Origin of the sequence: Cobetia sp. 1CM21F (assembly GCF_023161745.1) — a bacterium.
In the GTDB taxonomy this organism is placed as follows: Bacteria; Pseudomonadota; Gammaproteobacteria; order Pseudomonadales; family Halomonadaceae; genus Cobetia; species Cobetia amphilecti.
The window spans coordinates 12231-38993 of sequence record NZ_JALNTQ010000008.1; the positions used below are offsets into that span (position 1 = coordinate 12231).

Genomic DNA, 26763 nt, shown 5'->3' on the forward strand with positions numbered 1-26763 from the left:
AAGAATCCGCAATCCGTCATTCGCCAGCCACCCAGCCATTGACAATCGGGTAGCGGCGGTCCCGCCCGAAGCCGCGCGGCGTAACGCGCACGCCTACCGGTGCCTGACGACGCTTGTACTCGGTACGGTCGACCAGACGCACCACGCGATAGACATCCTCTTCCTCGAAGCCTGAGCGGATGATCGCCTCGGCGCTCATGTCACCCTCGATATAGTGGGTGAGAATCGCATCCAGGGTGTCGTAGTCCGGCAGCGAATCGCTGTCGAGCTGGTCTTCGGCGAGCTCGGCGGACGGCGGGCGCGTGATGACGCGCTCCGGAATCGCCGGGCCCATGGTGTTGCGCCAGTTGGCGAGACGGAACACCCAGCTCTTGTAGACATCCTTGAGCGCGTTGTAGCCGCCGACCATGTCGCCGTAGAGCGTGGCGTAACCCACCGCCATCTCGCTCTTGTTGCCGGTGGTCAGCACCATCAGGCCCTTCTTGTTGGAGATGGCCATCAGCAGCACGCCACGGCACCGCGACTGCAGGTTCTCCTCGGTGGTGTCGCGCTCGCTGCCGGCGAAGCTCTCCGCCAGGGTCTCGGTGAAGGCCTCGACCATCGGCGCGATGGGCATCACCTCGTAATTCACGCCCAGCAGCCTGGCCTGCTCGGCGGCGTCTTCCTTGGAGATGTCCGCGGTGTAGTGATACGGCATCATCACGGCGTGCACGCGGTCCGCGCCCAGCGCATCGACGGCGATGGCCAGCGACAGGCCGGAATCGATGCCCCCGGAAAGCCCCAGCACCACACCCTTGAAGCCGCTCTTGTTGACGTAGTCACGCAGCCCGGTGACCAGCGCACAGTAGAGTGACTCCTCCGGCGACAGCAGCTCGGCGATCTCGCCACTCTGCGGCACCCAGTTGCCCCCCTCTGCCTTGAGGAACTGCACCGGCATCAGGCCGACATCCCACCACGGCGCCTGCACGCAGGTCTTGCCGTCGGCATCGATGGCGGCAGAGCCCCCGTCGAAGACCAGCTCATCCTGACCGCCGATCTGATTGACGTAGACCAGCGGGCAATTGACCTCGGCTGCCCGCTCGGCGAACAGCTGATTGCGCTCGGCCGGCTTCTCCAGGTGATAGGGCGAGGCATTGAGACTGACGAGAATCTCGGCACCGGCATCGCGCGCCTGACGGATCGGCGCGCCGTCCCACAGGTCTTCGCAGATGACGATGCCCAGGCGGGCGCCGCGGCACTCGACCACACACGGCTCGCTGCCCGGCGTGAAGTAGCGCTGCTCATCAAAGACCTGATAATTGGGCAAGGCCTGCTTGGCATACTCGGCGATCCACTCACCATCCTTGAGCACGCCGGCCAGGTTGTAACGCTTGCCGTCACGCATGCCGGGGTAACCGACGATGACCATCACGCCCGGCGCGACCTTCTTCGCCATCTGGGCGCGCGCCTCCTCGAGGCGGGATTCCATGGACTCGCGCAGCAGCAGGTCTTCCGGCGGGTAGCCGGTCAGACACAACTCGGGCAGCACTACGACATCGGCCTTGTGCTCAAGACTCGCTTCACGCACCGATTCGATGGCACGCGCAGTGTTGCCGGGAATATCACCGACCAGCGGGTCGAGCTGGGCCATCACCAGAGTCAGATCTTGCATGCGGTAAGGATCTCTCGATTGGCGGTTCGATAAGGGGCCAGTACACTGTGGCCAGACATCTGGCTCAGATCACTGAGCCGTGCACCGGCCCACCTGTCATCATGTTGGCCGCCATTGTCCCGCAAGGTCGCGCCGCTGGCAAAAGCCACGCGCGCCGCCTCATCTGGGAGTCATATAGGAATGAGCCTGTTGATCATCCGTCTGCTGGTTTTCGTCGCCCTGTTCTGGGCCGGCCTGCGCCTTTACCGCATGTATCGCCAATGGAAGCTGAGCCAGGACGACTACGGCAACGACAGCCCCGCCGAACGCGAGGCGCAGAACATGGTGCGCTGCGCCTACTGCGACCTGCATCTGCCGGAAAATGACGCCATCCGCCATGAGGCGCTGCACTTCTGCTGCCAGGAACACCAGCAGCACTTCCTCGACGAAGGACCGCGCAAATGATTCGCCACCGAGACGAGATGCTCGATGGCGAAAGACGGCAACCAATCCCTCAGGCCCAGCGGGTCTCACCGACATCTGACGACGCATCCAGCGCAGCGATCTCGGCCAGCAGAGTCTCGGGCTGGTAGGGCGCGGGGTCGATGATCGGCGTGCGCCCGAGCAGTTGATCCGCCAGCAGGCGGGTCGAGGCCGGCGCCAGTACCAGCCCGTTGCGATAATGGCCGGCATTGACGTGCAGGTGGCGGCGTTCAGGCACGGCACCGATGAACGGCGTGCCGGTCGGCGAACCGGGGCGCAGTCCCGCCCAGTGGTGCTCGACCTCACACTCCGCCAACGCGGGGATGATCTCGCAGGCGCTCTTGATCAGTGACTCGCGCGCCTCGGCGGTGGTCGCCTTGTCGAAGCCGACCTCCTCCAGCGTCGAGCCGGCCACGATACGGCCATCGCCCCGCGGTATCACGTAGCGACCATTCTTGAGCACCACGCGCTCCACCAGCCCCTTGGGTGCCTTGAACAGCACCATCTGGCCGCGTACCGGCCGTACCGGCAGCGCAGGTCCTGCCTCACTCAGAATCTCTCGACTCCAGGCACCACCGCAGACCACGACCTGGCCGGCAGACAGCACCGAATTGGCGGTCTGTACGCCGATGGCGGTGTCGTCCTGCAGCAGAATGCCCTGCACCGCGACATTCTCCAGCAGGCGCACGCGCGGGTGAGCGTCGAGCGCGGCGCGCAGTGACTTGCCCAGACGCGGATTGCGGATGCTGCCCAGCGTCGGCATCCACAACGCCGACTCGCAACCGGGCGCGACCGCCGGTGCCTTGTCATAGACGAAATCGGCGTCCACTCGCGTCAGCGGCTTGGCATATTCCCGGGACCAGGCCAGTGCCTGCTCGGCATCCTCGACATTCAGGTACAGCAGGCCCTGCTGGCGATATTCGGGGTCGATGCCGGTGGTCTCGATCAGGCGCTCGGCCAGCGTGGGGTAGAAGCCTTCCGACCAGGCAGACAGGCGCGAGATCGGCGCGCTATAACGCCACGGATACAACGGCGAGACGATACCGCCGCCCGCCCATGACGCCTCACGCCCACACTGGCCTCGCTCGACCAGCGTGACCTCGGCACCGCCATCCGCCAGCTCCAGCGCGGTCAACATGCCGATCACGCCACCGCCTACCACCACAAAGTCATTCACGCCTGTTCGCTCCTGCCATCAGCCCGGGAAAGGGATCAAGAATACGCCGCCCGCAAGGCGGTGCAAGCGAGCCGCGTGCAATCCAGCATTGCGCAGAGCCTCCAGTATTGAGCAGAGTCTCCAGCATCGTGCAGAGCGAGCGCTTCACGGCTACCAGCAATCGCCATCGCCGGTCGTATCGCGGACACCGGTATTGGTGAGGGTCAGCGCGGGGCAGTCGGCATCGGCGCTCTGAGGTGCCACCGCGGTCGCGATGAGCGTGAAGCGGGTGGTCGTGGCGCCATCCTCCAGGCTCAGGGTGTAATAGCCTTCCGGCGACTCGGTGGCACGCCCCAGTCCTTCCTCATCACAATCACTGTCGCCGGCGATGCTGGTCGCGTAGCCGCCGCAACGCGCCATGTAGCGCTCCTGGGCCTGGGCCAATGACATCAGTGCCGCCTGCCCATCGGCACGACGCGAGCGGATCACCTGGTCCTGATAGCTCGGGTAGGCGATCGCCGCGAGAATGCCGACGATGACGATCACGATCATGATCTCCGTCAGCGTGAAGCCTGAGGCGTACCGGCGCCGAGAGAGACGCGAACGGGAAGAGAGAAGACTGGCCATGAAGTGCTTCCTTGAAGAACGTGAATGAGGGGTTTGAGTGAAAGACTTGGGCGAAAGGCTTCAGTGAAAGACTCGGGCGCAAGACTCGGTTAAAAGGCTCAAGGCAAGCCTGCCTGAAGGAAGTAAGCCCTGATGAAAGGCAAGGCGCCGCCACTCCGGGGAAGGCGTGGCGGCGCAGCGTGTCATCCTTGCCTCATGTCCGAGGCGGGCTCAGCGCAGCTGATACCAGGAGACACGGCCGGTATCCGTCGAGCTGGACACGTTGAGATCATAGGAGGAGACACCACCCTCCTCGCTGCCCAGCGAACTGGTGCCCACGTAGACCGTATCGCCGACACTGACACTGGACGTCGGTGTACCGCTCAACTTGACGCTGACGATGACATTGCCGACGGCGACGGTGTCATCAACGAGGGTACCGACCAGGTCATCAGCGCTGAAGGCCTCATCCTGATTGAAATCGAAGATGGTCACGTAGCTGCCTTCGCTATCGTCATAGGTCGGCAGGCCTGTCTCGGTGTCCAGCGCGACCAGCCAGCCACCGCCGGTACTTTCACAGAAGTTGGTCCCGGTGCTGGACGTACTGGTGGAGAAGACCACCAGGTTGGAGAGCAGGTTGGCCGGCTCGACCAGCTCTTCCTGCTCGGAGGCGTCCAGATCCAGATACCAGCCGAAGCGATCCGTGTCTTGATCCTCGAGCTGGCTGGGATAGTAGGCAAAGCTGTCGCCGCCAAGGGTCCGGCCTGTCAGCTCGCCGTTGGTGTAGCTGCCGCTGACGAAGTTGCGTGCCTCAAGGTCACTACGCGTCAGGCTGGTATGACTGCCGCCGGTATCCAGCACGGTGTAGAGGCTCTGCGTGACCCAGGCTTCATCTTCAGCATCGGCGTACATGTCCTGGCCGGTCCCGAAGGACACCAGCAGATTGGGCGAGGTCATGGTGTGTGTCTCGCCGGAGTAGCGACTGAGCGTCGGCTTGACGGTGATCGGCTGCAGCGCGTCCGTCTGGCACTCCCCGCCGGTCAGGCTGGTAGCACAGGCCGTGAACAGGCGCGTGACACTCCACTTGCTGCTGTCGTCGTCACTGAGGTCAAACTTCCACAGTCGCCCTTGCAGGTCTCCGCCATAGGCGAAATCGACGGTGCCATTGCTGTCGAGGTCCGCGACCTGCAGGTTTGCCAATCCGCCGGTCACTCCGCTGGGGGACAGCTTGGCGATCACGCCGCCGGCATTGACTCCATCAAGCTCCAGCGCGAACAACGTCGGCGCGGCGTTCTCATCGGCCGTTTCCAGCCCGTTGCCGACCAGCACCGCGCTGTCGCCGTTGTTGAGGGTGACGATATGCGCGCTGCCGTAGACATGCCCCATGTCATCATCGTCGCTGGCACCGAATTCCCAGCGCACCACATCATCTTCATCGAAGTCTTCGCCTGCCACGGCCTTGGTGACATTGAGCGCGAACAGGCCGCGCCCACCGCCGGCGAGACCGGATACCAGCCACTCCTCACCATTCAGGCTGGCCAGACGCAGTTCACCGTCGACGTAGTAGCGATGCTGATAGCCCGGGTCCGTCAGATACCCCAACCCTGCGTCGTCCTCTTCGCTGTAGAGCAGCTCCGGAATATAGGCGAACTGCTCGTTGCCGGTCTTGAGGTCGAAGGCATGCAGCATGCCGTCGTTGGCCCCGACGAAGACACTGCCCTCTGTCGTCGAGTCTTCTTGAGTCACGACGACAGGCGACGAGCCGATGATGTCGCCCAGCTGAACGCCAGTGCGATTGCGCAGGCCATCGCCTTCGTATTCATCGCTGCCCCGCAACCACTCGATCGCCGCCTCCACATGGTCATCGGTGGAGTTGCCACCGACCTCCATGCGCGCGAGATCATTGCGCTGGCTGGAGCTCAGGCGGCCCGCGTTGTCGGTCGTGAACTCGACTCCGTTGCCGCCGGACATGGTGAATACCGTCCGCGACTCAACACCATCCTTCTCTTCCAATGCCTCACTCAACTGGGTGGCAGCACTCCAGACCTGGTCGTCATCCTCGACGTCCTTGCCCTCCTGTACCGACGAGGCCACCACATCGCCCGTCCAGGTCGAGGCGGAATAGCGGCTCTCGATCAGTCGGCTATCCGTCTCGACACTGGCCGTGGTCAGGTTGGTGGAGAGGCCACTGACACTGTTGCCCACCGCGACGATCTCGGAGGCGATCGCCGCCAGGGCCGAGACGAGGTCCGTCGGACTGGAGGCATTGAAGTAGGAGCCCCCGCCATCGATCGCCGCCTGCTCCAGATCATCGATGGTGCTGGAGCTGCTCTCGATGACGCGATCCTTGTCATCCCAGTCGTCACTGGTCGACTCGACCCCGAACGCCACCGTATAGGTCGTCATCACCTGCTTTTCATAGGTCCCGCTTCCAAGCTTCGGCAAGAGATCATTATGAGCATAATAATAAGCGACATCCGCCAGCGTGGCATCACCGCCATAACTGTAGTTATAACTTTCCCGCCAGGTTCGTCCGTCACCATTGGCATCGCCGATCTTGCTTTCAATATTATTGGAGGCGGAAGAGTTTTCGGAGTTCCAGAAACCATCGGTGATCAAAACAGTGAAGTTCTGCTGACACATACCGCCTTCATCTTCGGAAAGAATCGGCGTGGAACCCAGGCTGGAGTAATTGTCACTGTAATATTCACCAGCGCGATAGAGTGCCTCACGCAAGGGCGTCGACACATAGGTGTTGCTTGAGCTGATTTCCGTTTTGACGATGGCATCCTTGATCTCATCAAGATGATCGTTGCCACTGTCACTTGTTGTGACGACTGATACCAGATTGCCCAGTACATTGGTGACATATTCTATGATCGAATCCAGAATATCATCGACCTTTACCTTGGTTGCCGTCTCTGAGCCGGGGTTGATGGTGATGAACCCAGTGCGGTACTCAATATCGGAAAGCAGCTCGAGACCGGCAGCCTTGCCGACATTCAAGCGACTGCGATAATAAGTGAACCAGTTGGCATAGTTGACCTGCTCATCCGGACTGAGATCCGAAACCTGCACTTCGCTGCTGTCACTGCAATTGCTGCCAGTGTAATAACGAAACTCGAGATCCGGGTCCGTCAGGTCAACCAGATTGTCTTCATCATCGCCTTCATTGAAATCAATCCACGCCGCTGCCGGGTCCATGTCATCATAACGTTCATCCCCATTTCCAGACTTCCAGGGCTGATAGATCTGATCCGGGTCATAGGCTTGGCTATTGGAGTCAGCACAGAAGTATTTGTTGGAAAGATCTTGCGGCTTGAAGACATATTCACAGGACCACTTCCATCCATTACTATATTTTTTCTCGACCTTCTCACATACCTGTCGCTTCTTGTAAAGCATGTTGTAGCCCTGATAGGAGCTACCACCATCAAAGGTGTCTTCCCAGGTCATCGAGCCCGAGTCATCCAGCACCAGCAGAACATTGGGCGTAACGCCGACACTCTGGGTGGTGGGCAACTGAAGTAGTGTGTCGCTGTCTGCCAGCACGGGCAAGGAGACCAGCAGTCCGCCTGACAGCAAGACCGGCAGGTGAATACGACGCAAGCCGCTGCGGCGGGGTGAATGCTTCGATTTCATCGATAGATTCCCTTCAATCGGCCATCATGATTTCGCTTTGCACCACTGCCAGTGCACGCTTCTTGCTATCAGGGTCACCTGCGCTCTCAAGACTCCAACCAGCGGCCGTGATGCGGAAGGCATTCAACAACTGACTGCTGCTCAGGTTATCGTCATTCAGAACGCCTTCCGTCGTCTCTCCGAGATACTCGATGACATAGTTGCCGTTGTCAGCCGCATCACCACTCAAGACACCTTCCCCCTCCCAGGCGTCTGCCTGCAGAGGATCGAAGTCCAGGTCCTCCCCCGCCGTGACATCGTAGAAGCCGTCCCCACCGAAATCATCCAGGGTCAGCTCCCCCTCGAGCAGACGACTCTCCGCCTGTTGCTGAAGGCTCTCGGCCTCCGCGTAGGCGTTGTCGTAGAACTGGGTATTCATCAACATGCGGGTCTGCAACTGGGTATCTTCATTGCCCGTCACCGCCATCACGCCCACCACGATCAGCATGATCAGCACGACCAGCAATGCCATGCCTTGCTGGCGTGGCGGCCTGGGAGAACTTGCCTGGTTCATAGACCGATATTCCTCGGGCTCAGGGTGATATCGAAGGTGCGTTGCAACTCACCGTTCCCCTCTCCCTCGACATTGATCGTCGGGGGCGTCTTGAGGGTCAGGCTGATGTGGATCCGTCTGACGCTGCTCCAGTCGTTCGCGGCTTCCACTTCCGCCACGCTGCGCTCCACGGCAAAGCGACTCGCGCTACCGCTGCCGGAGGCCGTATCGAAGGTCAGGTCCAGCGCTTCGACATATCGCGCCACTTCTTCGCCACAGCCTGCCGCCGGATCGCCATCGACATCCTCGCCGTTCAGGCAGAGCCTAACGGGGGAGTCGTCATCGGCCTGTGACAGCAACAGGTACCAACGCTGCAGCGGATAGACATATGCCTGGGTCTGTATGGTGCCGCCATAGCCGTGCTCGACGGCGCTCGACAGATCGAGCGAGTTGTTGCCATCGCCCGAGAGGCGTGCGATGTCGCCGCTCTCACAATCGCTGATCAGCACGACGCTATCCGTCTCCAGCGTGCCGGAGGTGTAGTCCTCCAGGGTCAGCGAGGTATCGCCCTGGGCGACGCTCGCCCCGAGTTGCCAACCGCGCTGCGCTCCCAGCGCCGGTACCTGCAAGGCCAGACGGTCATAGGTGATCCCCGCCACCGTGTCGGACTCGGCCGTCAGAGGAGAATCGGACAGCGCATGGCTGCCGGTACCATCACTGACACTGCTCACCGACGCACAGCCGGAAAAGCCGGCATTGCGCACCAATGGCTGCAGGCGACGCGTGACGTGGCGCGCAGACTCCTGCAGGTAGGACACGGCCGACGTGGTGTTGAGGGTAGAGCGCGAGGCCAGAAAGTATTCCAGCGCCATGGCAGAAATGAACAGTCCCAGCACCAGCGCCAGCATCAATTCGACCAGGCCGACGCCCTGCTGGGCACGCCGTGAGGGAATCGAGCGCGGCGCCCGATGCGAGCGCGACGCGAAAGCTCGCAGTGGGAAGGAGGCTTTCGACGACATCAGGGCACCACTCGTATCTGTAGGGTCTCGCTCAACGCCTGAGCACCGGCGTCCATGCTGTCTTCGTTCTGCCCGAGCTGCGCGGCGCCGCTCCAGCCGAGGGTCAGGGTGAGAAGGTCACTGCCGCTGCTGGCGATGGACCCGACCGGCGCGTTCAGACTGCTGTCCTCAAGCCTGTCCGCCCACACCGCCACATCACGGGCCGCCAGCTCGGCAACACTGCAGGGACAACCGCCCGGATTTCCTGCCCCCGCGGTGGAAAGCCCATCGTAGTCATCCACGCCATCGGGGTTGGCTTGAATGCGCTCAGCCATGCTGACCAGGAGAATACGGGCTTCGGTACGCGCGTAACTCTCGTTGTTGGCCTGCAGACTTTCCATCTGCATGAGCCCGAACCCCAGCAATGTCAGCCCCATCAACAGCAGAGCGATCAACGCCTCCAGCAGGCTGGTACCTTGCTGGCTACCGCTTGCACGGGACGCGCCAAGCTCAGCAACTCTGGTCATCGCTGCCATAAGTCTCCGTCACTACTCGTCCGATGGGAGTCAATTCAAGCTGGCGATGGCCCTGCCCGCCCGACTGATCGCAGATCAACAACCAGGTGGAATCAGAGGTCGCGCCCTGATCATCGAAAGTCACGCCGGCAACACCCGCCTGCACGGTGATGGCGGCATCAAATACGCGCAACAGGTCATCGCCCAGCGACGCCCGTGCCTCGGCCTGACTGCCCTGCACCACCGCCCAGCCATTGCTCCAGCTGGTGGAATTCATGCAGGCGTCACCCTGCGCATTCAGAGGGCAGAGCGTGATGTCGTTGCCGCTGGCCACCGCCTCGCTACGCGCATAGTTGATGGAAGTCACGAGCGTCTCGGCCGTGCCGGTGACGGCGTTGCGCGCGACCACCCCCTGCCAGGCGGGGACGGCAATCGTGATCGTGATCACGAGAATGGCCAGCGTGATCATCAGCTCAATCAACGTGAAGCCTTGCTGGCGGCCCTGCTGACATCCATGCCGAAGTGCAGGAAAAAGCTGCATCGTCTTACCCCTGAAAGCCACGCAGGCCAAAGCACCCTGCAGGGCGTGAAATTGGGCAATTTAACGTCTATGAACCACAGATGGAATCATTATGTTACACAAGATTACCCATCATTCCGAAAACTCCCCATAATCACCGTTATTCCATATTTCTCGACTGAACCTCATCCACCAGACAAAAAAAGCCCCGATCATCGTAGATCGAGGCTTCAGGCGCTTGCCATGCAATGTCGGTTGTCAGTGACTACCAACAATCACTGCTATCGGTGTCTTCCGAGTCCTCAAGGACTGCCGCTCCCTTCACTCCCAACTCCGTGAGCGTAAAGGTGGCGCAGTCCTCATCATTGGCCTGACTGCCGGTAGCAGTGGCAGTCAGGGTATAGCTGTCTGCATCCCCTGCGACGGCCAGGTTGTAGAAGCCTTCCTCGCTGACGGCATCTGCCTGTCCCAGCCCGATACCACCGCCACCGCCTCCAAGCGCATCTCCACAGCTGGTCGCCGCTGTCACGCTGGCCGTCGCGTATTCACCGCAGGTTGCCATGATGCGCTCCTGGGTCTGGGCCAGTGCCAGCAAGGCGGTGGTGGCGTCGGTGCGACGTGAACGCTCCACCTGATCCTGGTAGCTGGGATAGGCGATCGCCGCCAGAATGCCGATGATGGCCACGGCAATCATGAGTTCCAGCAGACCGAAGCCGCCTTGTGCCCGAGCCCTCCCTGTTCGCCTGATCATCAGCGCCCCCGACGCAGCAGCGTGATGTCGATGACCTGCTTCGGCTCACCACGTGGGTCGAAGCGCACCTCGACCTCCTGCCCCGGCGTGAGGTGGAAGGCCTTCAGCTCGCGCCCATTGCGATTGAGTATCCGGCTATCCGGCTGAAGCACGAACCCCATGTCGTCGACGAGCAGCTGATCCCCCTCTCGCTCGTCGATGACGCCGGTGACGCTCTGCTCCATGACCAGCGGAATCGGAGTATCTTCCGCCAGGGCCTGGGAGCTCCAGCTCGTGAAGAGCAAGCCCGCCGCCAGCATCAGTCCACTACCAGTCAGCTTGAGTCGTGATGTCTTCATGGTCTCTCTCCTAGCGCAGCTGATACCAGGCACTACGGCCTTCCAGCCCATCGATCCCAAAGTCCATGGCCATTTCGACCACCTGATTGGTGCCACCCTGACCGACATACTGGGTATCACCCAGGAATTTCGGTGAGGTGGGCTCGCCTTCTGTCTTGATCGAGAGTACGACCTGATTGTTGACGTTGTCGCTCGCGTTGACCTCGCCATCATCGTTGTAATCAAAGACCTGCTGCACATTGTTGTAACTGCGTACCGGCTGCAGGCCGTTGCGCAAGCTGAGCGCATTCAGCCAACCACTGGCACCGCCAGTACAGGGGCCATTGGAGCCCGGGATGGTGGTATTGAAGACAATCAGATCACCACGGACAGCCGGGATGGTCACCAGACGCTCACCGGAGTCCGGTAGCTCCAGGTACCAGCCATACTGCATACCATTGTTGTTCTGATTGGAATAATCGACGCCTACCCCCGTGACCGTCCGCGCGTCACTCACGCCGCTGATATTGGAGAAGCTCTGCTTTTCCAGCTGGCCATGATGACGGCGAGTCGAGGACCCGGTATGCAGCACGCTGTAGAAGGATTGCGTCGAGGTATCGACCGCATCCTGCAGCGTCAGCAATTGCCCGGTGCCCCAGTACACATTCAGGTACGGCGTATCGACGGTGCTGTTGAAGACACCGCTGCGTGCCACGGCTACCCGCGATGTGATGGGCTGTCGGGAAGCTGCCGGACAGGTCGATGACGTGCTGTTCAAGGCAACGGCACATGACTGGAACAGACGCGACATTTCGCTGCTGCCGATGGTGCTCAGCGAGAACTCGCGCATGTCGAACACCCAGACATTGCCATGCAGATCGCCGGCATAGACCCAGTCGGTGATGCCATCGGCATCGACGTCGGCCAGCTCAGGACTCGACATGCCATTGCAGTCACTGCTGCCAGAGGTGCACGACCCACCGGCATTGCTGCCCTGTTGAGAATCCAGCAGCGCATAGTTGTCGGGGTCTTCCAGGTCCACGATGAACAACTTGGCACGCCCATCGCTGTCGGCGTTGTAGCCATTGCCGAAGATGGCATACCACTTGCCGTCATCCAGACGCGCTACCTGAATATCGCTGAAGGTATAGCCGAGGTCCTCGTGCGTGAATTCCCACTGCACGATCTCGGCCGGCGAGGTGCCGTCGGATTCACCCAATGACTCGAAGCCTTCAGGATCGGTGATATCCAGCATGTAGACCGCCTTGCCGCCAGCGCCCAGCCCACCCAGCAGGACCGAGTGCCAACCGGGCGCATCCTCATCCCCCAACTGGACATGCACGTCACGCGCGACCGGAGTGGCATCGACATAGTATTGGTGCACATAGTTCTGATCAGCGAGCTGGCGAATACCGCGCCCGCTCTCGATGCTGAAGGCGGCATACGGCATGTAGGCGAACTTCTCTTCACCGGTCTCCATGTCGATGGCGTGCAGCATGCCGTCGTTGGCACCGATGTAGATCATGTTCTGGCGGTCCTCATACAGCGTCTTGAAGGAGCGGTACGAAGACACTTCCATGTCATTGCGATAGCTGGCCGAAGGCGGCCCGACGATCGCCGGCGAGGCATGCACGATATCCCCGAGATAGTTGTCGTCACGATCGCGGAACAAGGTGCCTTCGTAGGCATCATCACCCTTGAGATAACCGATCAGGTTCTCGAGATCCGACGTTCTGACACCAAGGTCAGCGCCATCCAGCTTCAGGAAGGTACCGGTAGTGTCCAGGACGCGTCCCGTCAGCTGAGTCACGCCACTGGTGACGCCTCCGACCACTGAGCCGACTCCGCCAAGAATGCCATCATCATCATCATCATCATCATCGTCGTCGTCGTCGTCGTCATCATCCCGGACGGTTCTCCGCAGCGTTGCCAGCAGCGTTTCTGACAGCAGGGTCTCATCGAGGAAGCCCACGAGGTCCAGTACCTGTTCGGCCTCCAGTGATCCGGCCTCCTCGATATTGAAGAAGAACGCCTTCTCATCCACTTCGGAGATCCCCGGGTTGTAGGTGATCACCTTGCGGCTGGAGCTACGGCTATCATCGTCACGCAACCACTCCGCGACGGACCAGTCCGAGGTGGCGCTCAAGGCGCCATTGGTGCCGATCTTGCGTGCAACGACATCGCCCGACCAATCGGCGGGATCATAGATGGTCTGAATCACATAAGCGCCGCTGGTCTGCCCGCCACTGCTGATGTCCAGACTACCGGTGCTGGCCGCGCGTCCTGCGATGGACTGCGCGATATTGTTCAGCGCATCAATCAATGCCTGCGGATTGGCGGCGCTGAGATATTCACCACGTCCGTTCCAGGCCGCATGACGCAGATCATCGATGGTGGTATTGGCATTGGCGGAAGGCTGCGGCCAGGTGAAGGCAGACTCGAGATCAGCAGGGTTCTCGGACAGCGAGCCATCCACACCGAAAGCGACGGTGTAGGTCACCATGTGCTGAGCAGAGTTTTCGTCCACTCCCGGTATGGTAGGCACGCTGTCGATCAAGTCAGTCCGCAGGTCCTCGCGATAATATTTCATCGCGACATCGCCAAGCGTATTGGAATAGCTGTCACGGTGACTGGCACTGATGAAGTCGCCGCTGCCACCGTCGACGTTGCCGACACTGGGGCTGGAGCCATTCCAGTAGCCATCGGTCATCATGATGGAATAGTTCTGCTGGCACATGCCGCCCTCATCCGCACTCAGGATGGGAGCCGAGCGACCAGTGCTGGAGTAATACTCACCGGCATTCTTGAGCGCGGTACGCAGAGGGGTGCCACCGGAGGGATAGGCGGTAAACAGCTCCTCCAGCAGGTCTTCACGCTCATCGACATCCGTCATGTCCGCAACGTTGCGATTGTTGCGGCCCTGGATGGTGCGCAGCCCCACCCGGGACTCGTTGGCGTTGATCACACCGGCCATGGCGGATTTGGCAACCAGCATACGGTCGCGATAGTAGGTAAACCAGTTGGCGAAGTTGACTTGCTGAGCCGCGGACAGGTCTTCCACTTCAACGACATGATCTTCGTCTAGATACAAGCGCCCCGAATTGTTGCTATAGACGCCGCATTCACCATAGTCATAGTCCCCGTCGCCATTGTCGTCCCAGCGAACGTAGTAGACATCATCCTTCATCCTGGCCGAGCTGGTGGGCTCGTAAGGATCCTCTCGAACATTCGACAGGCTCATGTTTTGATAGGCAATTCCCAGTCGGTCTGCCCCCGCCCACGGGGTGTAGGTCAGCGCTGGGTTGTAGGCCATGACGTTGAAGCCCATGCAGGCCCCGACCGCCCCGCCAAGGTCTGAAGAGTAAACGATACGATCATCGGCATCGTGGTTGTTCTCTATCCCGGTCCTGCTATTGGAATACACCCCGGTGTAACCCATCAGCGAGGAAGCCGGCTGATACCCCCAGTGTTCCACCCCCTTGTTGAGAGTGTCCTCCCAGGCCATGCTGCCCGAATCATCCAGAATGAACAGGATATTGGGCTGAACCCCGGTCGCTTCCGTGACCGGGGCGCGGGCGATTTCCCCGGGGGCCGCCAGACAGGGCAAGGCGACAAGGCACAAGGCACCACTCAGCAGATAACGCATATTCATGCTCCTCTCAGAAGTAAGGGCCCAGTTCCATCTCGCTTTGCACTACTGTCCAGGAGGCACCATTGCCGCCCCCCGTGCCCATCGCGTTGATACGGAAGGCATCCAGGCGCGTGCCCACCGCATTCACTTCGTTGCTGGCATTCAGCGGCGGCTCGCCGACCTTGCCCAGATACTCGATCACATAGGCTCCGATGACCGCACCGGTATCACTGTCCAGCGTCTGGATACCGCTGGCTTGCCAATCCGCTTCCGAGAGCGGGTTGATCGGCGGTGCATCCTCGGGCAGTGCCAGCATCAGGCCGGCCGAGTCATCGAAGCTGTCCAGGCTCCAGGTGCCATCCTCCAGGCTTTCCTGCAGCGCACGCTCACCGATGCTCAGGCTGGTTTCCGCGTTGTAATAGGACTGCTCGAAGTTGCGGCTGTTGACGGCCATGCGTGTCTGCAGCTGACTGTCCTCGACCCCGGTCACGGCCAGCAGGCCGATCACGACCAGCATGATCAACACGATCAGCAAGGCGATGCCTTGCTGACGTGCTGGCCCCCGGGTGACCGCGCAGACTCTGGACGTTGAAGACGATGTATTCATCAGCTGCCCCTCAGTTGCAGATTGCGCGGTGTGAACGTGAGATTGAAGGTTCGCGTCAAACGCCCATCGTTATCCCCACCCGGCACCACTCCCGGCAGGCTCTCGAGCGTCAGGGCGATCTCGATACGGCGCACCTCATCCCAACGGCCTTCGCTGCGCACCGTGGCGGCCGGCACCTTGACACGATCGACACTGCCATTGCCGGTGGTATCCAGGCTGAAACTGACATCGAAACCCTGTACGCCGGAGGCCAGTTCTTCGCGTGCGAAAGCGGCATCGATACGGTCGATATACAGTGCACGCACCGAAGAATCGTTGGCCTGGTCATCCAGCCGCAGCTCCCAGGCCTGCACCGGGTAGAGATAGGCATTCGAGGACTGAGAGCTGCCGTAGGAACGTGACAGGGTGTCATTGGTTTCCACATTGCCCTGGGTGGTGCCCGACACCCTGAAGACATCGGTGCTGCTGCAATCACTGACCAGCGCATACTCGTTGGTCACGAAGGCATCTTCGCTACCGTTGCGCACGGACAGCGGGCCGCCCAGCGACGTCATGCTGCTGGTCAGCGTGGTTTCATCGCCGTCCTTGCTGGCAGCGACGAACGTCAGATTGAAATAGCTGAGGCCCCGCTGGGTACGCTGCTGCCCCCCGAAAGGCGCCGTGAGGTCATGGGACGCATCCACCGAGCTGGCATTGGTGATATCGCGGCTATTGGCACAGCCTGCGTAGCCCACATTGCGCATCAGCGGCTGGAGCCGGAAGGACACGTAGCGAGCCGATTCCTGCAGATAGGAAAGCGCCTCCTGGGTGCTCACGGTACTGCGTGAGGTCGAGAACATCTGCACGGCCATCGCCGTGATCAGCAGCCCCAGCACCAGGCTGATCATCAGCTCGACAAGCCCCACGCCCGCCTGGCGTTTCAAACCATGCGGACGGGCGGTGTCGGGGGCGAAGCGTCGGCGGACCGATGCAGGGGAACAGCGATTCATGGCTCTACCTCGAAACGATAGGTCTGCTGGTCAACTCCCCCGCTGATGGGGTCACTCCACTGCACCTGGACACTGACATCGTGAACGCCGATACCGGCGCCGCCGACAACACGCTCGTCGACGTCCACGCTGCCGACGCCGCTGGTCAGCGTGGAGCCGATGATGGCGTCACGCCAATCAATGATGTCCTGGTCGGCCAGCTCTGCGGGCACGCAGTCCGAGCTGCATCCATCCGCGGGCGCATTGGTGGTATCGGCATCATCATATTGATCGATGGCCTCAAGGTTGGCGCGGATACGCTCAGCCATGTCCAGCGACAGCAGTTGTGCCACGGTATTGCTGTAGCTGACGCGCTGATGTTGAAGCGTCTGAACTTGCAACAACCCCAGCCCCAGCAGGGAAACCCCCAGCAGCATGACCGCGACCAGCGCCTCGATCAGGCCGACGCCGCGCTGAGAATGCCGAGCGGAACGCCGCCGCTGCAGGCGAGACAGCAATGTCTTCCTCAGCGCTCGCGGCTGCAGGGCTTGCTTGAGGGATGTGATCATCAACGATGCTGTCATGAGCAGTCCCCTCCTGATTCAAGGCGTACACGGCCTGAAGGCGCCACTACCACAGAGGTAGCATCGGAGGCCGCACAGAACACCAGCGTACTGTTGCCACTCGTCAGCGTGCCGCGATCGTTGTAGGTGATCCTGGAGGCGCCGCCCGACTGGGCCACCGCATTGCTGTCCTGATGGATCCACAGGCGGTCGTCGAGGGTGAAGTTGGAAGCATTCCCGACATAGACGACCCAGCCATTCGCCCAGTCATCGTCGCAGGTCGTGGGATTGGGGGTGGCGACGCTCGGCGCATAGGGACAGACACTCACATCCACACCGCGCGTGGTGGCGGTGCTGCGCGCCATGCCGAGCGCATGGGTCAGGGCACGCACATCGGACTCCACCTGAGAGCGCTGCACCAGGCCTTGCCAGGCCGGCACCGCCCAGGTCGCGATGATGGCAATGATCGCCACTGTCACGACCAGCTCGATCAGGGTGAAACCACGGGATTGGCGCATGAGAGATACTTCTCCTTGCCGCTGAGGGTCGACCGGCCGCGCCGGACTCGAGTCTGTCTTCTGGGGCCCACCATCACCAGCACCGACCTCCTCCTTCGGCACCGGTATTCATGTCCTGGTCCATCCACAGCACGCCACAGTCATCATTGAGTTGTGCCCCTTGAGGCGTCGCCTGCAGGACGAAGGCCGAGGCAGACAGACTGCGATACGTGATCAGGTAGCGAAGATTTCCACCGCCGTCCTCTATACGGCTGACGCCATCCGTCGGCTGGTCATCATCCCCCACGGGCGCCTCGGAGAAATTCTGGTAGTAGAAGCCATGCAACTGTCTGGCCTGCTGCCCCAGTGCCTGCTGAGCATGCGAGCGCCAGCTGCGCTCCACATAACCGAGATAGGAGGGAATGGCGACCGCCGCCAGAATGCCGATGATCGCGACCACCATCATCATCTCGATCAGGGTGAAGCCCTTGGCCCGACGCCTGCCAGCTGCCCCGCGCCCCGGTCTCGGCTTGCGGCGTGCACCTGCACTGCTGACACCGGTGACCGAGAACAGTCGTGGCATGGGGGATTCTCCAGAGTACGAACCATACCTCTATTATGTATCATTTTGGTAACTGCGCATTACATTTTTTTTCAATACGCACCAGATTGATCAACGATCGTGCTCAAGAATGCCGTTGCTTATACAAGAAACTGCTGAATTGAATGGCAAAATGCGAATGGCGCGCATAAAAAAGCCGCGACAAGGTCGCGGCTTCTTCACTGGCAGAAACTTACAAGGCGTTACAGCTCGCGGATCTGATCCGAGGCGATCAAGCGCTCCTTGAGCTCCTTGGGCATGGAGAAGACGATGTTTTCCTCCTGGCCCTCGAGCTCCTCGGGCGCCGAGGCTCCCAGCGCCATCAGACGATCGATCACGCCCTGCACCAGCACTTCGGGGGCACTGGCCCCGGCGGTGATGCCGATGCTGCCGATACCCTCGAGCCAGCTGGCCTCGATCTGCTGCGCATCGTCGATCAACCAGGCGGGGGTCTGCATGCGCTCGGCCAGCTCGCGCAGGCGATTGGAGTTGGAGCTGTTGGGGCTGCCGACCACCAGCACCACATCGCAGGCTTCCGCCAGCATGCGCACGGCGTCCTGACGATTCTGGGTCGCGTAGCAGATGTCATCCTTGCGCGGACCCTGAATCGCCGGGAAGCGTTCGCGCAGCGCGTCGATCACCCGCGCCGTGTCATCCATCGAGAGCGTGGTCTGGGTGACGAAGGCCAGCTGCTCCGGATCCTTGACCTCCAGACGCGCCACATCGGACTCGTCTTCCACCAGATGGATGGTGCCACCCTTGGAAGTGTCATAGCGGCCCATGGTGCCCTCGACCTCCGGGTGGCCCTCATGACCGATCAGCACGCAATCCTGGCCCTTGCGCGCATAGCGCAGGACTTCCATGTGCACCTTGGTCACCAGCGGACAGGTGGCATCGAAGACCTTGAGGTTGCGACGCTCGGCCTCTTCCTGCACGGCACGCGAGACACCGTGCGCCGAGAAGATGACGATGACGTCATCCGGCACTTCGTGCAGTTCCTCGACGAAGATGGCGCCGCGCTCCTTGAGGGAGTCGACCACGAAACGGTTGTGCACCACCTCGTGACGCACGTAGATCGGCGGCCCGAACACGTCGAGCGCCCCGTTGACGATATCGATGGCGCGATCCACTCCGGCGCAGAAACCGCGCGGGTTGGCCAGCTTGATCTGCATGACAGGCTCCGCTTGATGGCGAGGTGCGCTCACGGGGAGCGCACCTCTGGAAAGAAGACTCAGTGCGTGGTCGCGGGGGCGACTGACAGTACCTCGACCTCGAAGGTCAGGGTACGCCCGGCCAGCGGGTGATTGAAGTCGACCTTGACGTCACGCTCGTCAATCTCGCGGATGATGCCCGGCAACTCCGAACCCGACGGCTCGGCGAAGGACATCACCATGCCGACCTCGATCTCTTCATCGAAGCTCTTGCGCGCCACGGTCTGGACGTTCTGCGGATTGTGTTGACCGAAGGCATGCTCCGGCGTGATCGTGAAGCTGCCGGTCTCGCCCGCCGCCATGCCCATGATCGAACGCTCGAAGCCCGGCGGCAGATTGCCGTCACCCACCTGGAAGGTGGCCGGTGTCTTGTCGAAGGTGGAGTCCACCTCGGTGCCGTCTTCCAGACGCAGACGGAAATGGAGGCTAACCTCCATGTTATCGGCGATACGATGCTCGCTCATGCTGACCTCGCTTGTGGCGCTCATTCGGAGCGGCCACGGAAAGATTCAAGAATCAGTGCCACGGCTCCCAGGCTGATGGCGACGTCCGCCACGTTGAAGGCCGGGAAGAAGGCATTGCCCCAGTGGAAGGACAGGAAGTCCACCACGTAGCCATGCACGACACGATCATAGAGATTGCCAAGCGCGCCCCCCAGCACCAGCGCGATGCCCAGCGCGGTGAAGGTCTCGTGACGCTTGAGGCGCGCAAGCCAGATGCTCAGGCCGATGGCTGCCACCACCGCGATGCCCGCAAACAACCAGCGCTGCCAGCCATCATGGCCGGCCAGAAAACTGAACGCCGCGCCGGTGTTGTGGAGCAGCGTCAGATTGAAGATCGGCAGCACTTCGTTGGCCTGACCATAGACCAGCGAACTGCTGGCCAGCCACTTGGTGGCCAGGTCCAGCACCACGATCACCAGCGACAGCCAAAGCCAGCGCAGCGGCGAGCGCATCGGCTCACTGCCGGCCGAGGGGGTATCCGTCGCTGGGCCTTGTGAAGAAGACGTCATGTTACCTTCCTGTCGTGAAATGAGTCTGCGACCGGCAAGACACGAACGCCGGGCCAGAGCCCGGCGTTCGATATCAGCGCTCAGCGGAGGCTGAACGATGCCGCGGTCGCATCAGCGATCAAGCGAAGTGACGCGTCTCGCCTTCGCCATCCGGCAGGTTGGTCACGCAGCGGCTGCACAGCGTCGGATGTTCCGGCAGGGTGCCGACTTCCGGACGGTGGTGCCAGCAACGCTCGCACTTGGCATTCTCGCTGACCTTGACCGCCACCTTGAGGCCGGACACGTCGGTCTCTTCCGCCTCACCGGCCGCCTCGAGAGGCGCCAGGGTCACGCCGCTGGTCAGCATCACGAAGCGCAGCTCGTCGCCGAGACTTGCCAGCAGCGTATTGAGCTCGTCATTGACGTAGAGGGTGACTTCCGCCGCCAGGCCATTCTTGACCAGACCGGCGTTGCGCGCGCCTTCCAGCGTCTTGTTGACCGCCTGCTTGACGTGCAGCACCTGCTCCCAGAACTCACGCCCCATGGCCGCATCATCCGCCAGGGTGGTCAGGCCGGTGTAGGCCGTCTCGAGGAAGATGGTGTCCTTGCGCGGGCCCGGGATGTTGGCGTAGATCTCTTCACCGGTGAAGGAGAGGATCGGCGCCATCCAGCGTGCCAGTGCCTCGATCACGTGATACAGCGCCGTCTGGCAGCTACGACGCGCACGCGAGTTCGGCTGCGTGGTGTACTGGCGGTCCTTGATGACATCCAGATAGAAGCCGCCCAGCTCACGCGAGCAGAAGGTCAGCACCTGCTGATAGATGTCGAGGAAGCGGTATTCCTCGTAGGCCAGCTCGACACGTGCCTGCAGCTGAGCGGCACGATCGACCACCCACTGGTCCAGCGCCAGCATGTCGTCAAAGGCCAGCGCATCACGCTCGGGCTCGAAGCCGTTCAGATTGGACAGCAGGAAGCGCGAGGTGTTGCGGATACGACGATAGGCATCGGCGGTCCGCTTGAGGATCTCGTCCGAGACGGCCATCTCGCCGGAGTAGTCGTTGGAGGACACCCACAGGCGCAGGATGTCGGCGCCCAGCTTGTCCATCACCTGCTGCGGCGCGACCACGTTACCGACGGACTTGGACATCTTGCGACCCTGCGCATCCACGGTGAAACCATGAGTCAGCAGCGCCTTGTAGGGCGCGTGGCCGTCGATGGCACAGCCGGTCAGCAGTGACGAGTGGAACCAGCCACGGTGCTGGTCGGAGCCTTCCAGGTACAGGTCGGCACGCGGGCCTTGCTCGTGACCATGCGGGTGCGAGCCACGCAGCACATGCCAGTGGGTCGTCCCGGAGTCGAACCACACGTCCAGCGTGTCGGTGACCTTCTCGTAGTTCTCGGCCTCATCGCCCAGCAGCTCCTGGCTGTCGAGTGACCACCAGGCATCGATGCCGTGCTCGGCGACGCGATCGGCGACCGCTTCCATCAGCGCCACGCTGTCGGGGTGCAGCTCCCCCGTCGCGCGATGCAGGAACAGCGGGATCGGCACGCCCCAGTTGCGCTGACGCGAGATGCACCAGTCCGGGCGGTTGGCGATCATGCTCTTCAGGCGCGCCTGACCCCAGGCCGGGATGAAGGCGGTGTCCTCGATGGCGGACAGCGCCTTGTCACGCAGGGTCACGCCGTCAGTGCCGGCAATGTCCATGCCGACGAACCACTGGGCCGTCGCGCGGTAGATGACCGGGGTCTTGTGGCGCCAGCAGTGCATGTAGCTGTGGGAGATCTTCTCGTGCGCCATCAGCGCGCCGAGCTCTTCCAGACGCGCGACGATGTTCGGGTTGGCCTTCCAGATGAACTGGCCACCGAATTCCGGCAGGTCCGGCACGTAGACGCCGTTGCCCTGCACCGGGCTTTCGATCTCGTCGAAGCTCATGCCGTAACGACGGCAGGTATGGAAGTCATCCTCGCCGTAGGCCGGCGCGGAGTGGACGATACCGGTACCGGCGCCGGTCTCGACATAGTCGGCCAGATAGACCGGCGACAGACGATCGTAGATCGGGTGACGGAAGTTGATCAGCTCCAGCGCCGCGCCATTGACGGTCGCCAGCGTCTCGCCGCTCAGGCCGAAGCGCGCCAGGCTGTCCTCGACCAGTTCCTCGGCGAGCACCAGCAGGCGCTCGCCGGTGTCGACCAGCGAGTAGACGAAGTCCGGGTGAACGTTGAGCGCCTGGTTGGCCGGGATGGTCCACGGGGTGGTGGTCCAGATAACGATCGCCGCCGGCTTGCTCAGTGACTCGAGGCCGAAGGCCTTGGCCAGCGCCGCGCTATCGTCTGCCGCGAAGGCGACGTCGATGGCGTCAGAGGTCTTGTCGGCGTACTCGACTTCCGCTTCCGCCAGTGCAGAGCCGCAGTCGAAGCACCAGTTGACCGGCTTCAGGCCCTTGAAGACATACCCGCCCTTGACCATCTCGGCCAGCGCACGGATCTCGCCGGCTTCATTGGCGAAGTCCATGGAGCGATACGGGTTGCCCCAGTCACCGACGATGCCGAGACGGATGAACTCGTGCTTCTGACCTTCCACCTGCACGCCGGCGTATTCACGGCAGAGATGACGCGCCTTCTCGGACTCGAGGTGCTTGCCGTGGGTCGTCTCGACCTTGTGCTCGATGGGCAGACCATGACAGTCCCAACCCGGCACGTAAGGCGCGTCGAAGCCCGCCATCGTCTTGGACTTGACGATGATGTCCTTGAGAATCTTGTTGACGGCATGACCGATGTGAATATTGCCGTTGGCATAGGGAGGGCCGTCGTGGAGCACGAAGCTCGGACGGCCCTTGCCTGCTTCACGCAGACGCGCGTAGAGGTCAATCTCGTTCCAGCGTGCCAGTTGGTCCGGCTCACGCTTGGGGAGATTGCCGCGCATCGGGAAGTCGGTATCGGGCAGATTCAAAGTGTGCTTGTAGTCGCTCATAGCCTTTCGGGTCAGCCGTCGTGGGGGCGGGAAGCCTGGGCTTCCCGAGCTGTGGAATCAGACACCTCAGCAGTGCCGTGTAAGGGTGCCGTCGGCGCATCCGTCATCAGTGCGCTCAGCGGACGGCTGGCCAGCGGCAGGTCAGCCATCGAGGTCATGCAATCGAGCAACGCCTGCTCATCACCGGCAGGCATCTCGCCCGCGGCCAGCGCGAAGAAGCGCTTCGCCAGGGCGATGTCGGCGTAGATGGCGGCCTTGAGGGCTTCCAGGCCATCGAAGCGCTGTTCACCGCGCAGGAAGGCGCAGAAGCTGACGCGCATCGGCTGGCCGTAGAGGTCTTCCGCGAAGTCCAGCAGATGGACCTCGAGCACCGGCCGCGGCGTGCCGACCGTCGGGCGCCAGCCGATGTTGGCCACCGCCGGACAGTCGCGGCCGTCGGCAAGGTGCGCCATCACCGCGTAGACGCCGGAGACCGCCAGCGGCGCATTCGGCAGCGGCAGGTTGGCGGTCGGCACGCCCAGCGTGCGGCCCAGCTGGCGGTCCGCGACCACGCGTCCCTGCCAGTGGTGGGCACGCCCCAGCAGCCGGGCGGCCAGCGCCATGTCGCCTGCGGCCAGCACCTCACGCACGCGGGTGCTGGAAACACGCTCACCGGCGATCTCGAAGGTACGGGTATGCTCCACCGCAAAGCCTTCGGCGGCGCCGATGCGCTTCAGCAGCGCGAAGTCTCCGGCGCGATCGCAGCCGAAGCGGAAGTCGTCACCGACCACCAGATGACGCACGCCGAGGCCATCGATCAGCACCTGCTCGATGAACTCGCGTGCCGACAGCGAGCGCAGCGTCTCATTGAAGGGCAGACACAGTACGCGCTCGGCGCCATGGCTACCCAGCAGACGCACCTTGTCCGCCAGACGCGTCAGCCGCGGCGGCGCCTTGTCACCCGCGAAGAACTCACGCGGCTGCGGCTCGAACACCACCACCGTAGCGGGCAGGCCATAGGCCGCCGCGCGCTCGCGAAGTTGCTCCAGAATCGCCTGGTGGCCGAGATGCACGCCATCGAAATTGCCGATGGTGGCCACACAGCCGCGACTGCCATCCTGCTTGCGCAGGCGGGCGAGATTGTGGAGTCCTCTGATCAAGTCCATGCGTGCATCACACAAGCCGCCGAAAGTGGTCGATTATAGCGAAGGGGCACGGCGCTGACAGCCACCGTTGCCCCGCCAGGGAGAAAACAGCTGGAACCGGGGGCACCAACCTGCATGGCACCCGGGCAGCAGACTCAGCTCTGCATGCGGAAATGGCGCGGGCGGACACCGCACAGCCCCAACCACACCGCATAGGCCAGCACACCGCCGACGACCAGCGCCCCCATCATCGCACAGCGCTCCCACAGGCCCCAACCAAGCCAGGTGGTCCAGTCCGGTGACAGCCACATCAGGCCGCCGCCCATCAGGGCACAACCGCCGATCAGGGTCAGCGAATAGCGTCCCCAGCCGGGCTGGAAGCGCAGCACGCCGTCACGATACAGGCCACGTGCCAGCAGGCCCGCATTGAGGAAGGCCGACAGCGCCGTGGCCAGCGCGAGCCCCGCGTGCGCCAGTGGCACGATCAACGCCAGGTTGAAGGCCATGTTGGCGACCATCGCGATGATACCGATCTTGACCGGCGTTTTCGTGTCCTGACGCGCATAGAAGCCCGGCGCCAGCACCTTGATCAACATGAAGGCCAGCAGCCCGAAACTGTAGGCACGCAGACTCTGGGCCGACATCACCACATCGTTGTCGGTCATCGCGCCATAGTGGAACAGCGTGATCAGCAGGGGTTCGGCCAGCACGCCGAGTGCCAGCGCCGCCGGCACCCCGATCAACAGCACCGAGCGCAGCGCCCAGTCGAGCATCTTCTGGAAGTGCTCCAGTGATTGCTCGGCGTGGCGCTTGGAGAGCGCCGGCAGAATCACCGTCCCGATGGCGATGCCGATGATGCCCAGCGGCAACTCGACCAGACGGTCGGAGTAATAGAGCCACGACACGCTGCCGGTGACCAGAAACGAGGCCAGCACGGTATCCAGCAGCAGATTGATCTGCGAGACCGAGACACCGAACAGCGCCGGGGTCATCAACTTGAGGATGCGGCGCACGCCTTCATGGGCGAAATTCGGCCATGGCTTGGGCATCAGGCCAAGCCGCAACAGGAACGGCACCTGGAACAGCAGCTGCACGCCACCTGCGATCAACACGCCCCAGGCCAGCGCCATGGCGGGTGTCTCGAAGCGCGGGGCCAGCAACAGCGCCGCGCCGATCAGACTCAGGTTGAGCAGCACCGGCGTGATGGCCGGCACCGCAAAGCGATTCCAGGTATTGAGCACGCTGCCCGCGAAGGCGGTCAGCGAGATCAGCAGCAGGTACGGGAAGGTCAGGCGCAGCATGTCGCCGGTCAGCGCCAGCTTGCCGGCATCGTCACCGAACCCGGGCGCGAAGACCCACACCAGCCAGGGCGCGCACAGCATCGCAAGCGCGGTGATCAACGCGAGTATGACGCCAAGACTGCCACTGACGGCGTCCAGCAACTCACGGACCTCTTCCCGCGTCCGGCGAGTCGCATACTCCGACAGCACCGGAATGAAGGCCTGATTGAAGGCACCCTCGGCAAACAGGCGGCGCATGAAGTTGGGGATCTTGAAGGCGACGAAGAAAGCGTCCGCCCCACTGCCGGCGCCCAGCAGGGATGCGATGGTCACATCGCGCGCCAGACCCAGCACGCGCGACAGCATCGTCATCACGCTGACGATCAACCCGGAGCGCAACAGACCACCCCGCACCGGCAGGCTGTCGCCCGAGCGGGTCTCGCCCTGGGCACTCGCCTGTGAAGCGGACTGCGCGGCGGCCTCGGCCTTGCCGTCTTCTCCCCTGACTTCCTTCTCGCCTGCGGGCGACTCATCCTGCGGCTTGCTCACCCTGACACCCCTCTCGCTTCCCTGACCTGACACCGATGTCATCCACTCGACAGACAGACACAAAAAAACCGGCCGAAGCCGGTTTTTTCACACTCACACGTCTTAGACAGCCAGTGCCTTGACGCGAGTGTTCAGACGGCTCTTCAGACGAGCGGCCTTCTTCTTGGACAGAATGTCCTTGTCGGCGTAACGGTCGAGGACCTTCTGCGCGACATTGAAAGCGGCCATGGAAGCAGCGTGATCGCCAGTCTTGACGGTCTTCAGCACGTTCTTGATGCTGGTACGCACGGCGGAACGCTGTGCGGAGTTGTGCTGACGACGAACTTCAGCCTGACGAGCGCGCTTACGTGCTTGCTTGGAATTTGCCACTTTGATGCTCCTTATGAGTCCACCCGTAGGCGCGTACTCATGAACTTGAATTTGGAAGACGTTGTCGCACCGCGACAGCGAGTCCGATCATCTCTCGCCTTTCGACACTGATGTGAAGACTTTCGAGAAATCAGCGACTTGACGTGGAAGCCCCGTCAAACCTTCGCCATCGGGGCGGACCAGCACCCGACAGGACGGCAGAGTCTAGCATGACCCGAGCGCATATCGCCAGTCTGAGCTTGCCTGCGCCA

Annotated in this window: 24 protein-coding genes; 1 reads left to right on the top strand and 23 read right to left on the bottom strand. The window is 62.1% G+C overall.

Going from position 1 to position 26763, the window contains the following annotated elements; genetic code table 11:
• Positions 1 to 16: 16 nt before the first annotated feature.
• Positions 17 to 1651, bottom strand: a complete 1635-nt coding sequence (locus MSG32_RS17025) for an NAD+ synthase (protein WP_043337176.1) — start codon at positions 1649 to 1651, stop codon at positions 17 to 19.
• A 180-nt stretch (positions 1652 to 1831) separates the two neighbouring features.
• On the opposite strand from MSG32_RS17025, the gene MSG32_RS17030 reads away from it, so the two are divergent.
• A complete protein-coding gene (locus tag MSG32_RS17030; RefSeq protein WP_043337174.1) occupies positions 1832 to 2095 on the top strand; it encodes a PP0621 family protein in 264 nt (87 codons plus the stop codon).
• A 49-nt stretch (positions 2096 to 2144) separates the two neighbouring features.
• Here MSG32_RS17030 and thiO read toward each other — a convergent pair whose 3' ends face one another.
• From thiO to rpsT, 22 genes are all read right to left on the bottom strand, one after another.
• Positions 2145 to 3290, bottom strand: coding sequence for a glycine oxidase ThiO (gene thiO, locus MSG32_RS17035; protein ID WP_248380979.1), 1146 nt, complete (start codon positions 3288 to 3290; stop codon positions 2145 to 2147).
• Between the two features lie 150 nt (positions 3291 to 3440).
• Positions 3441 to 3896 carry a type IV pilin protein gene (locus tag MSG32_RS18035; protein ID WP_153636655.1) on the bottom strand — a complete coding sequence of 152 codons (456 nt, stop codon included), beginning with the start codon at positions 3894 to 3896 and terminating at the stop codon, positions 3441 to 3443.
• 210 nt (positions 3897 to 4106) lie between these two features.
• The gene (locus MSG32_RS17050) at positions 4107 to 7517 is read right to left on the bottom strand and encodes a PilC/PilY family type IV pilus protein (RefSeq protein ID WP_248380981.1); all 3411 of its coding nucleotides are present in this window, start codon (positions 7515 to 7517) and stop codon (positions 4107 to 4109) included.
• A gap of 13 nt (positions 7518 to 7530) precedes the next feature.
• On the bottom strand, positions 7531 to 8070 hold the full coding sequence (locus MSG32_RS17055; RefSeq protein ID WP_248380983.1) for a hypothetical protein: 540 nt from the start codon (positions 8068 to 8070) through the stop codon (positions 7531 to 7533).
• Positions 8067 to 9068 (bottom strand): hypothetical protein, encoded by a 1002-nt coding sequence (locus tag MSG32_RS17060; RefSeq protein WP_248380985.1) that lies wholly within the window; start codon positions 9066 to 9068, stop codon positions 8067 to 8069. Before MSG32_RS17060 ends, MSG32_RS17055 begins: the two co-directional genes overlap by 4 nt.
• Positions 9068 to 9574 (bottom strand): hypothetical protein, encoded by a 507-nt coding sequence (locus MSG32_RS17065; RefSeq protein WP_248380987.1) that lies wholly within the window; start codon positions 9572 to 9574, stop codon positions 9068 to 9070. The genes MSG32_RS17060 and MSG32_RS17065 overlap by 1 nt, the downstream gene beginning before the upstream one ends.
• Entirely contained in the window at positions 9558 to 10103 is a 546-nt protein-coding gene (locus MSG32_RS17070; RefSeq protein ID WP_107335855.1) for a GspH/FimT family pseudopilin, read from the bottom strand. The genes MSG32_RS17065 and MSG32_RS17070 overlap by 17 nt, the downstream gene beginning before the upstream one ends.
• 244 nt (positions 10104 to 10347) lie before the next feature.
• Positions 10348 to 10833 carry a type IV pilin protein gene (locus MSG32_RS17075; RefSeq protein WP_282460400.1) on the bottom strand — a complete coding sequence of 162 codons (486 nt, stop codon included), beginning with the start codon at positions 10831 to 10833 and terminating at the stop codon, positions 10348 to 10350.
• Positions 10833 to 11171: a hypothetical protein gene (locus MSG32_RS17085; RefSeq protein ID WP_216060011.1), complete on the bottom strand. Its 339-nt coding sequence runs from the start codon at positions 11169 to 11171 to the stop codon at positions 10833 to 10835. Before MSG32_RS17085 ends, MSG32_RS17075 begins: the two co-directional genes overlap by 1 nt.
• A 10-nt stretch (positions 11172 to 11181) precedes the next feature.
• A complete protein-coding gene (locus tag MSG32_RS17090; protein WP_248380989.1) occupies positions 11182 to 14796 on the bottom strand; it encodes a PilC/PilY family type IV pilus protein in 3615 nt (1204 codons plus the stop codon).
• 13 nt (positions 14797 to 14809) lie between these two features.
• Positions 14810 to 15388 carry a hypothetical protein gene (locus tag MSG32_RS17095; RefSeq protein WP_131432819.1) on the bottom strand — a complete coding sequence of 193 codons (579 nt, stop codon included), beginning with the start codon at positions 15386 to 15388 and terminating at the stop codon, positions 14810 to 14812.
• A complete protein-coding gene (locus MSG32_RS17100) occupies positions 15388 to 16377 on the bottom strand; it encodes a hypothetical protein (protein WP_225347388.1) in 990 nt (329 codons plus the stop codon). The genes MSG32_RS17095 and MSG32_RS17100 overlap by 1 nt, the downstream gene beginning before the upstream one ends.
• Entirely contained in the window at positions 16374 to 16940 is a 567-nt protein-coding gene (gene pilV / locus MSG32_RS17105) for a type IV pilus modification protein PilV (protein ID WP_107335848.1), read from the bottom strand. The genes MSG32_RS17100 and pilV overlap by 4 nt, the downstream gene beginning before the upstream one ends.
• A complete protein-coding gene (locus MSG32_RS17110; protein WP_052384821.1) occupies positions 16937 to 17437 on the bottom strand; it encodes a GspH/FimT family protein in 501 nt (166 codons plus the stop codon). Before MSG32_RS17110 ends, pilV begins: the two co-directional genes overlap by 4 nt.
• Before the next feature lie 73 nt (positions 17438 to 17510).
• The gene (locus tag MSG32_RS18040) at positions 17511 to 17999 is read right to left on the bottom strand and encodes a type IV pilin protein (protein WP_107335846.1); all 489 of its coding nucleotides are present in this window, start codon (positions 17997 to 17999) and stop codon (positions 17511 to 17513) included.
• A gap of 221 nt (positions 18000 to 18220) precedes the next feature.
• Positions 18221 to 19189: a 4-hydroxy-3-methylbut-2-enyl diphosphate reductase gene (ispH, locus tag MSG32_RS17125; protein ID WP_052384823.1), complete on the bottom strand. Its 969-nt coding sequence runs from the start codon at positions 19187 to 19189 to the stop codon at positions 18221 to 18223.
• Between the two features lie 59 nt (positions 19190 to 19248).
• Positions 19249 to 19692 carry an FKBP-type peptidyl-prolyl cis-trans isomerase gene (gene fkpB / locus MSG32_RS17130; protein ID WP_043335961.1) on the bottom strand — a complete coding sequence of 148 codons (444 nt, stop codon included), beginning with the start codon at positions 19690 to 19692 and terminating at the stop codon, positions 19249 to 19251.
• A gap of 20 nt (positions 19693 to 19712) precedes the next feature.
• Positions 19713 to 20240, bottom strand: coding sequence for a signal peptidase II (gene lspA / locus MSG32_RS17135; protein ID WP_054556926.1), 528 nt, complete (start codon positions 20238 to 20240; stop codon positions 19713 to 19715).
• Between the two features lie 118 nt (positions 20241 to 20358).
• Positions 20359 to 23190: an isoleucine--tRNA ligase gene (ileS, locus tag MSG32_RS17140; protein ID WP_248380991.1), complete on the bottom strand. Its 2832-nt coding sequence runs from the start codon at positions 23188 to 23190 to the stop codon at positions 20359 to 20361.
• Positions 23191 to 23201: 11 nt separating this feature from the next.
• Complete coding sequence (gene ribF, locus MSG32_RS17145) at positions 23202 to 24335, bottom strand: bifunctional riboflavin kinase/FAD synthetase (protein ID WP_248380994.1); 1134 nt, start codon at positions 24333 to 24335, stop codon at positions 23202 to 23204.
• A gap of 134 nt (positions 24336 to 24469) precedes the next feature.
• Positions 24470 to 25966, bottom strand: coding sequence for a murein biosynthesis integral membrane protein MurJ (gene murJ, locus MSG32_RS17150; RefSeq protein WP_234368289.1), 1497 nt, complete (start codon positions 25964 to 25966; stop codon positions 24470 to 24472).
• A 279-nt stretch (positions 25967 to 26245) separates the two neighbouring features.
• Positions 26246 to 26512 carry a 30S ribosomal protein S20 gene (gene rpsT, locus MSG32_RS17155; protein WP_043335965.1) on the bottom strand — a complete coding sequence of 89 codons (267 nt, stop codon included), beginning with the start codon at positions 26510 to 26512 and terminating at the stop codon, positions 26246 to 26248.
• Positions 26513 to 26763 lie beyond the last annotated feature (251 nt).

Excerpts from the sequence above, each read along its gene's own strand:
- MSG32_RS18040 (WP_107335846.1), bottom strand. The coding sequence starts at position 17,999 with ATGCCACGACTGTTCTCGGTCACCGGTGTCAGCAGTGCAGGTGCACGC.
- MSG32_RS17030 (WP_043337174.1), top strand. The coding sequence starts at position 1,832 with ATGAGCCTGTTGATCATCCGTCTGCTGGTTTTCGTCGCCCTGTTCTGG.
- MSG32_RS17095 (WP_131432819.1), bottom strand. The coding sequence starts at position 15,388 with ATGAATACATCGTCTTCAACGTCCAGAGTCTGCGCGGTCACCCGGGGG.
- MSG32_RS17110 (WP_052384821.1), bottom strand. The coding sequence starts at position 17,437 with ATGCGCCAATCCCGTGGTTTCACCCTGATCGAGCTGGTCGTGACAGTG.
- lspA (WP_054556926.1), bottom strand. The coding sequence starts at position 20,240 with ATGACGTCTTCTTCACAAGGCCCAGCGACGGATACCCCCTCGGCCGGC.
- MSG32_RS17090 (WP_248380989.1), bottom strand. The coding sequence starts at position 14,796 with ATGCGTTATCTGCTGAGTGGTGCCTTGTGCCTTGTCGCCTTGCCCTGT.
- MSG32_RS17065 (WP_248380987.1), bottom strand. The coding sequence starts at position 9,574 with ATGACCAGAGTTGCTGAGCTTGGCGCGTCCCGTGCAAGCGGTAGCCAG.
- MSG32_RS17070 (WP_107335855.1), bottom strand. The coding sequence starts at position 10,103 with ATGCAGCTTTTTCCTGCACTTCGGCATGGATGTCAGCAGGGCCGCCAG.
- MSG32_RS17050 (WP_248380981.1), bottom strand. The coding sequence starts at position 7,517 with ATGAAATCGAAGCATTCACCCCGCCGCAGCGGCTTGCGTCGTATTCAC.
- murJ (WP_234368289.1), bottom strand. The coding sequence starts at position 25,966 with ATGACGATGCTGTCGCGCGTGCTGGGTCTGGCGCGCGATGTGACCATC.
- MSG32_RS17025 (WP_043337176.1), bottom strand. The coding sequence starts at position 1,651 with ATGCAAGATCTGACTCTGGTGATGGCCCAGCTCGACCCGCTGGTCGGT.
- MSG32_RS17085 (WP_216060011.1), bottom strand. The coding sequence starts at position 11,171 with ATGAAGACATCACGACTCAAGCTGACTGGTAGTGGACTGATGCTGGCG.
- MSG32_RS17055 (WP_248380983.1), bottom strand. The coding sequence starts at position 8,070 with ATGAACCAGGCAAGTTCTCCCAGGCCGCCACGCCAGCAAGGCATGGCA.
- ribF (WP_248380994.1), bottom strand. The coding sequence starts at position 24,335 with ATGGACTTGATCAGAGGACTCCACAATCTCGCCCGCCTGCGCAAGCAG.
- MSG32_RS17100 (WP_225347388.1), bottom strand. The coding sequence starts at position 16,377 with ATGAATCGCTGTTCCCCTGCATCGGTCCGCCGACGCTTCGCCCCCGAC.
- ispH (WP_052384823.1), bottom strand. The coding sequence starts at position 19,189 with ATGCAGATCAAGCTGGCCAACCCGCGCGGTTTCTGCGCCGGAGTGGAT.
- MSG32_RS17075 (WP_282460400.1), bottom strand. The coding sequence starts at position 10,833 with ATGATCAGGCGAACAGGGAGGGCTCGGGCACAAGGCGGCTTCGGTCTG.
- MSG32_RS17060 (WP_248380985.1), bottom strand. The coding sequence starts at position 9,068 with ATGTCGTCGAAAGCCTCCTTCCCACTGCGAGCTTTCGCGTCGCGCTCG.
- ileS (WP_248380991.1), bottom strand. The coding sequence starts at position 23,190 with ATGAGCGACTACAAGCACACTTTGAATCTGCCCGATACCGACTTCCCG.
- fkpB (WP_043335961.1), bottom strand. The coding sequence starts at position 19,692 with ATGAGCGAGCATCGTATCGCCGATAACATGGAGGTTAGCCTCCATTTC.
- pilV (WP_107335848.1), bottom strand. The coding sequence starts at position 16,940 with ATGACAGCATCGTTGATGATCACATCCCTCAAGCAAGCCCTGCAGCCG.
- MSG32_RS18035 (WP_153636655.1), bottom strand. The coding sequence starts at position 3,896 with ATGGCCAGTCTTCTCTCTTCCCGTTCGCGTCTCTCTCGGCGCCGGTAC.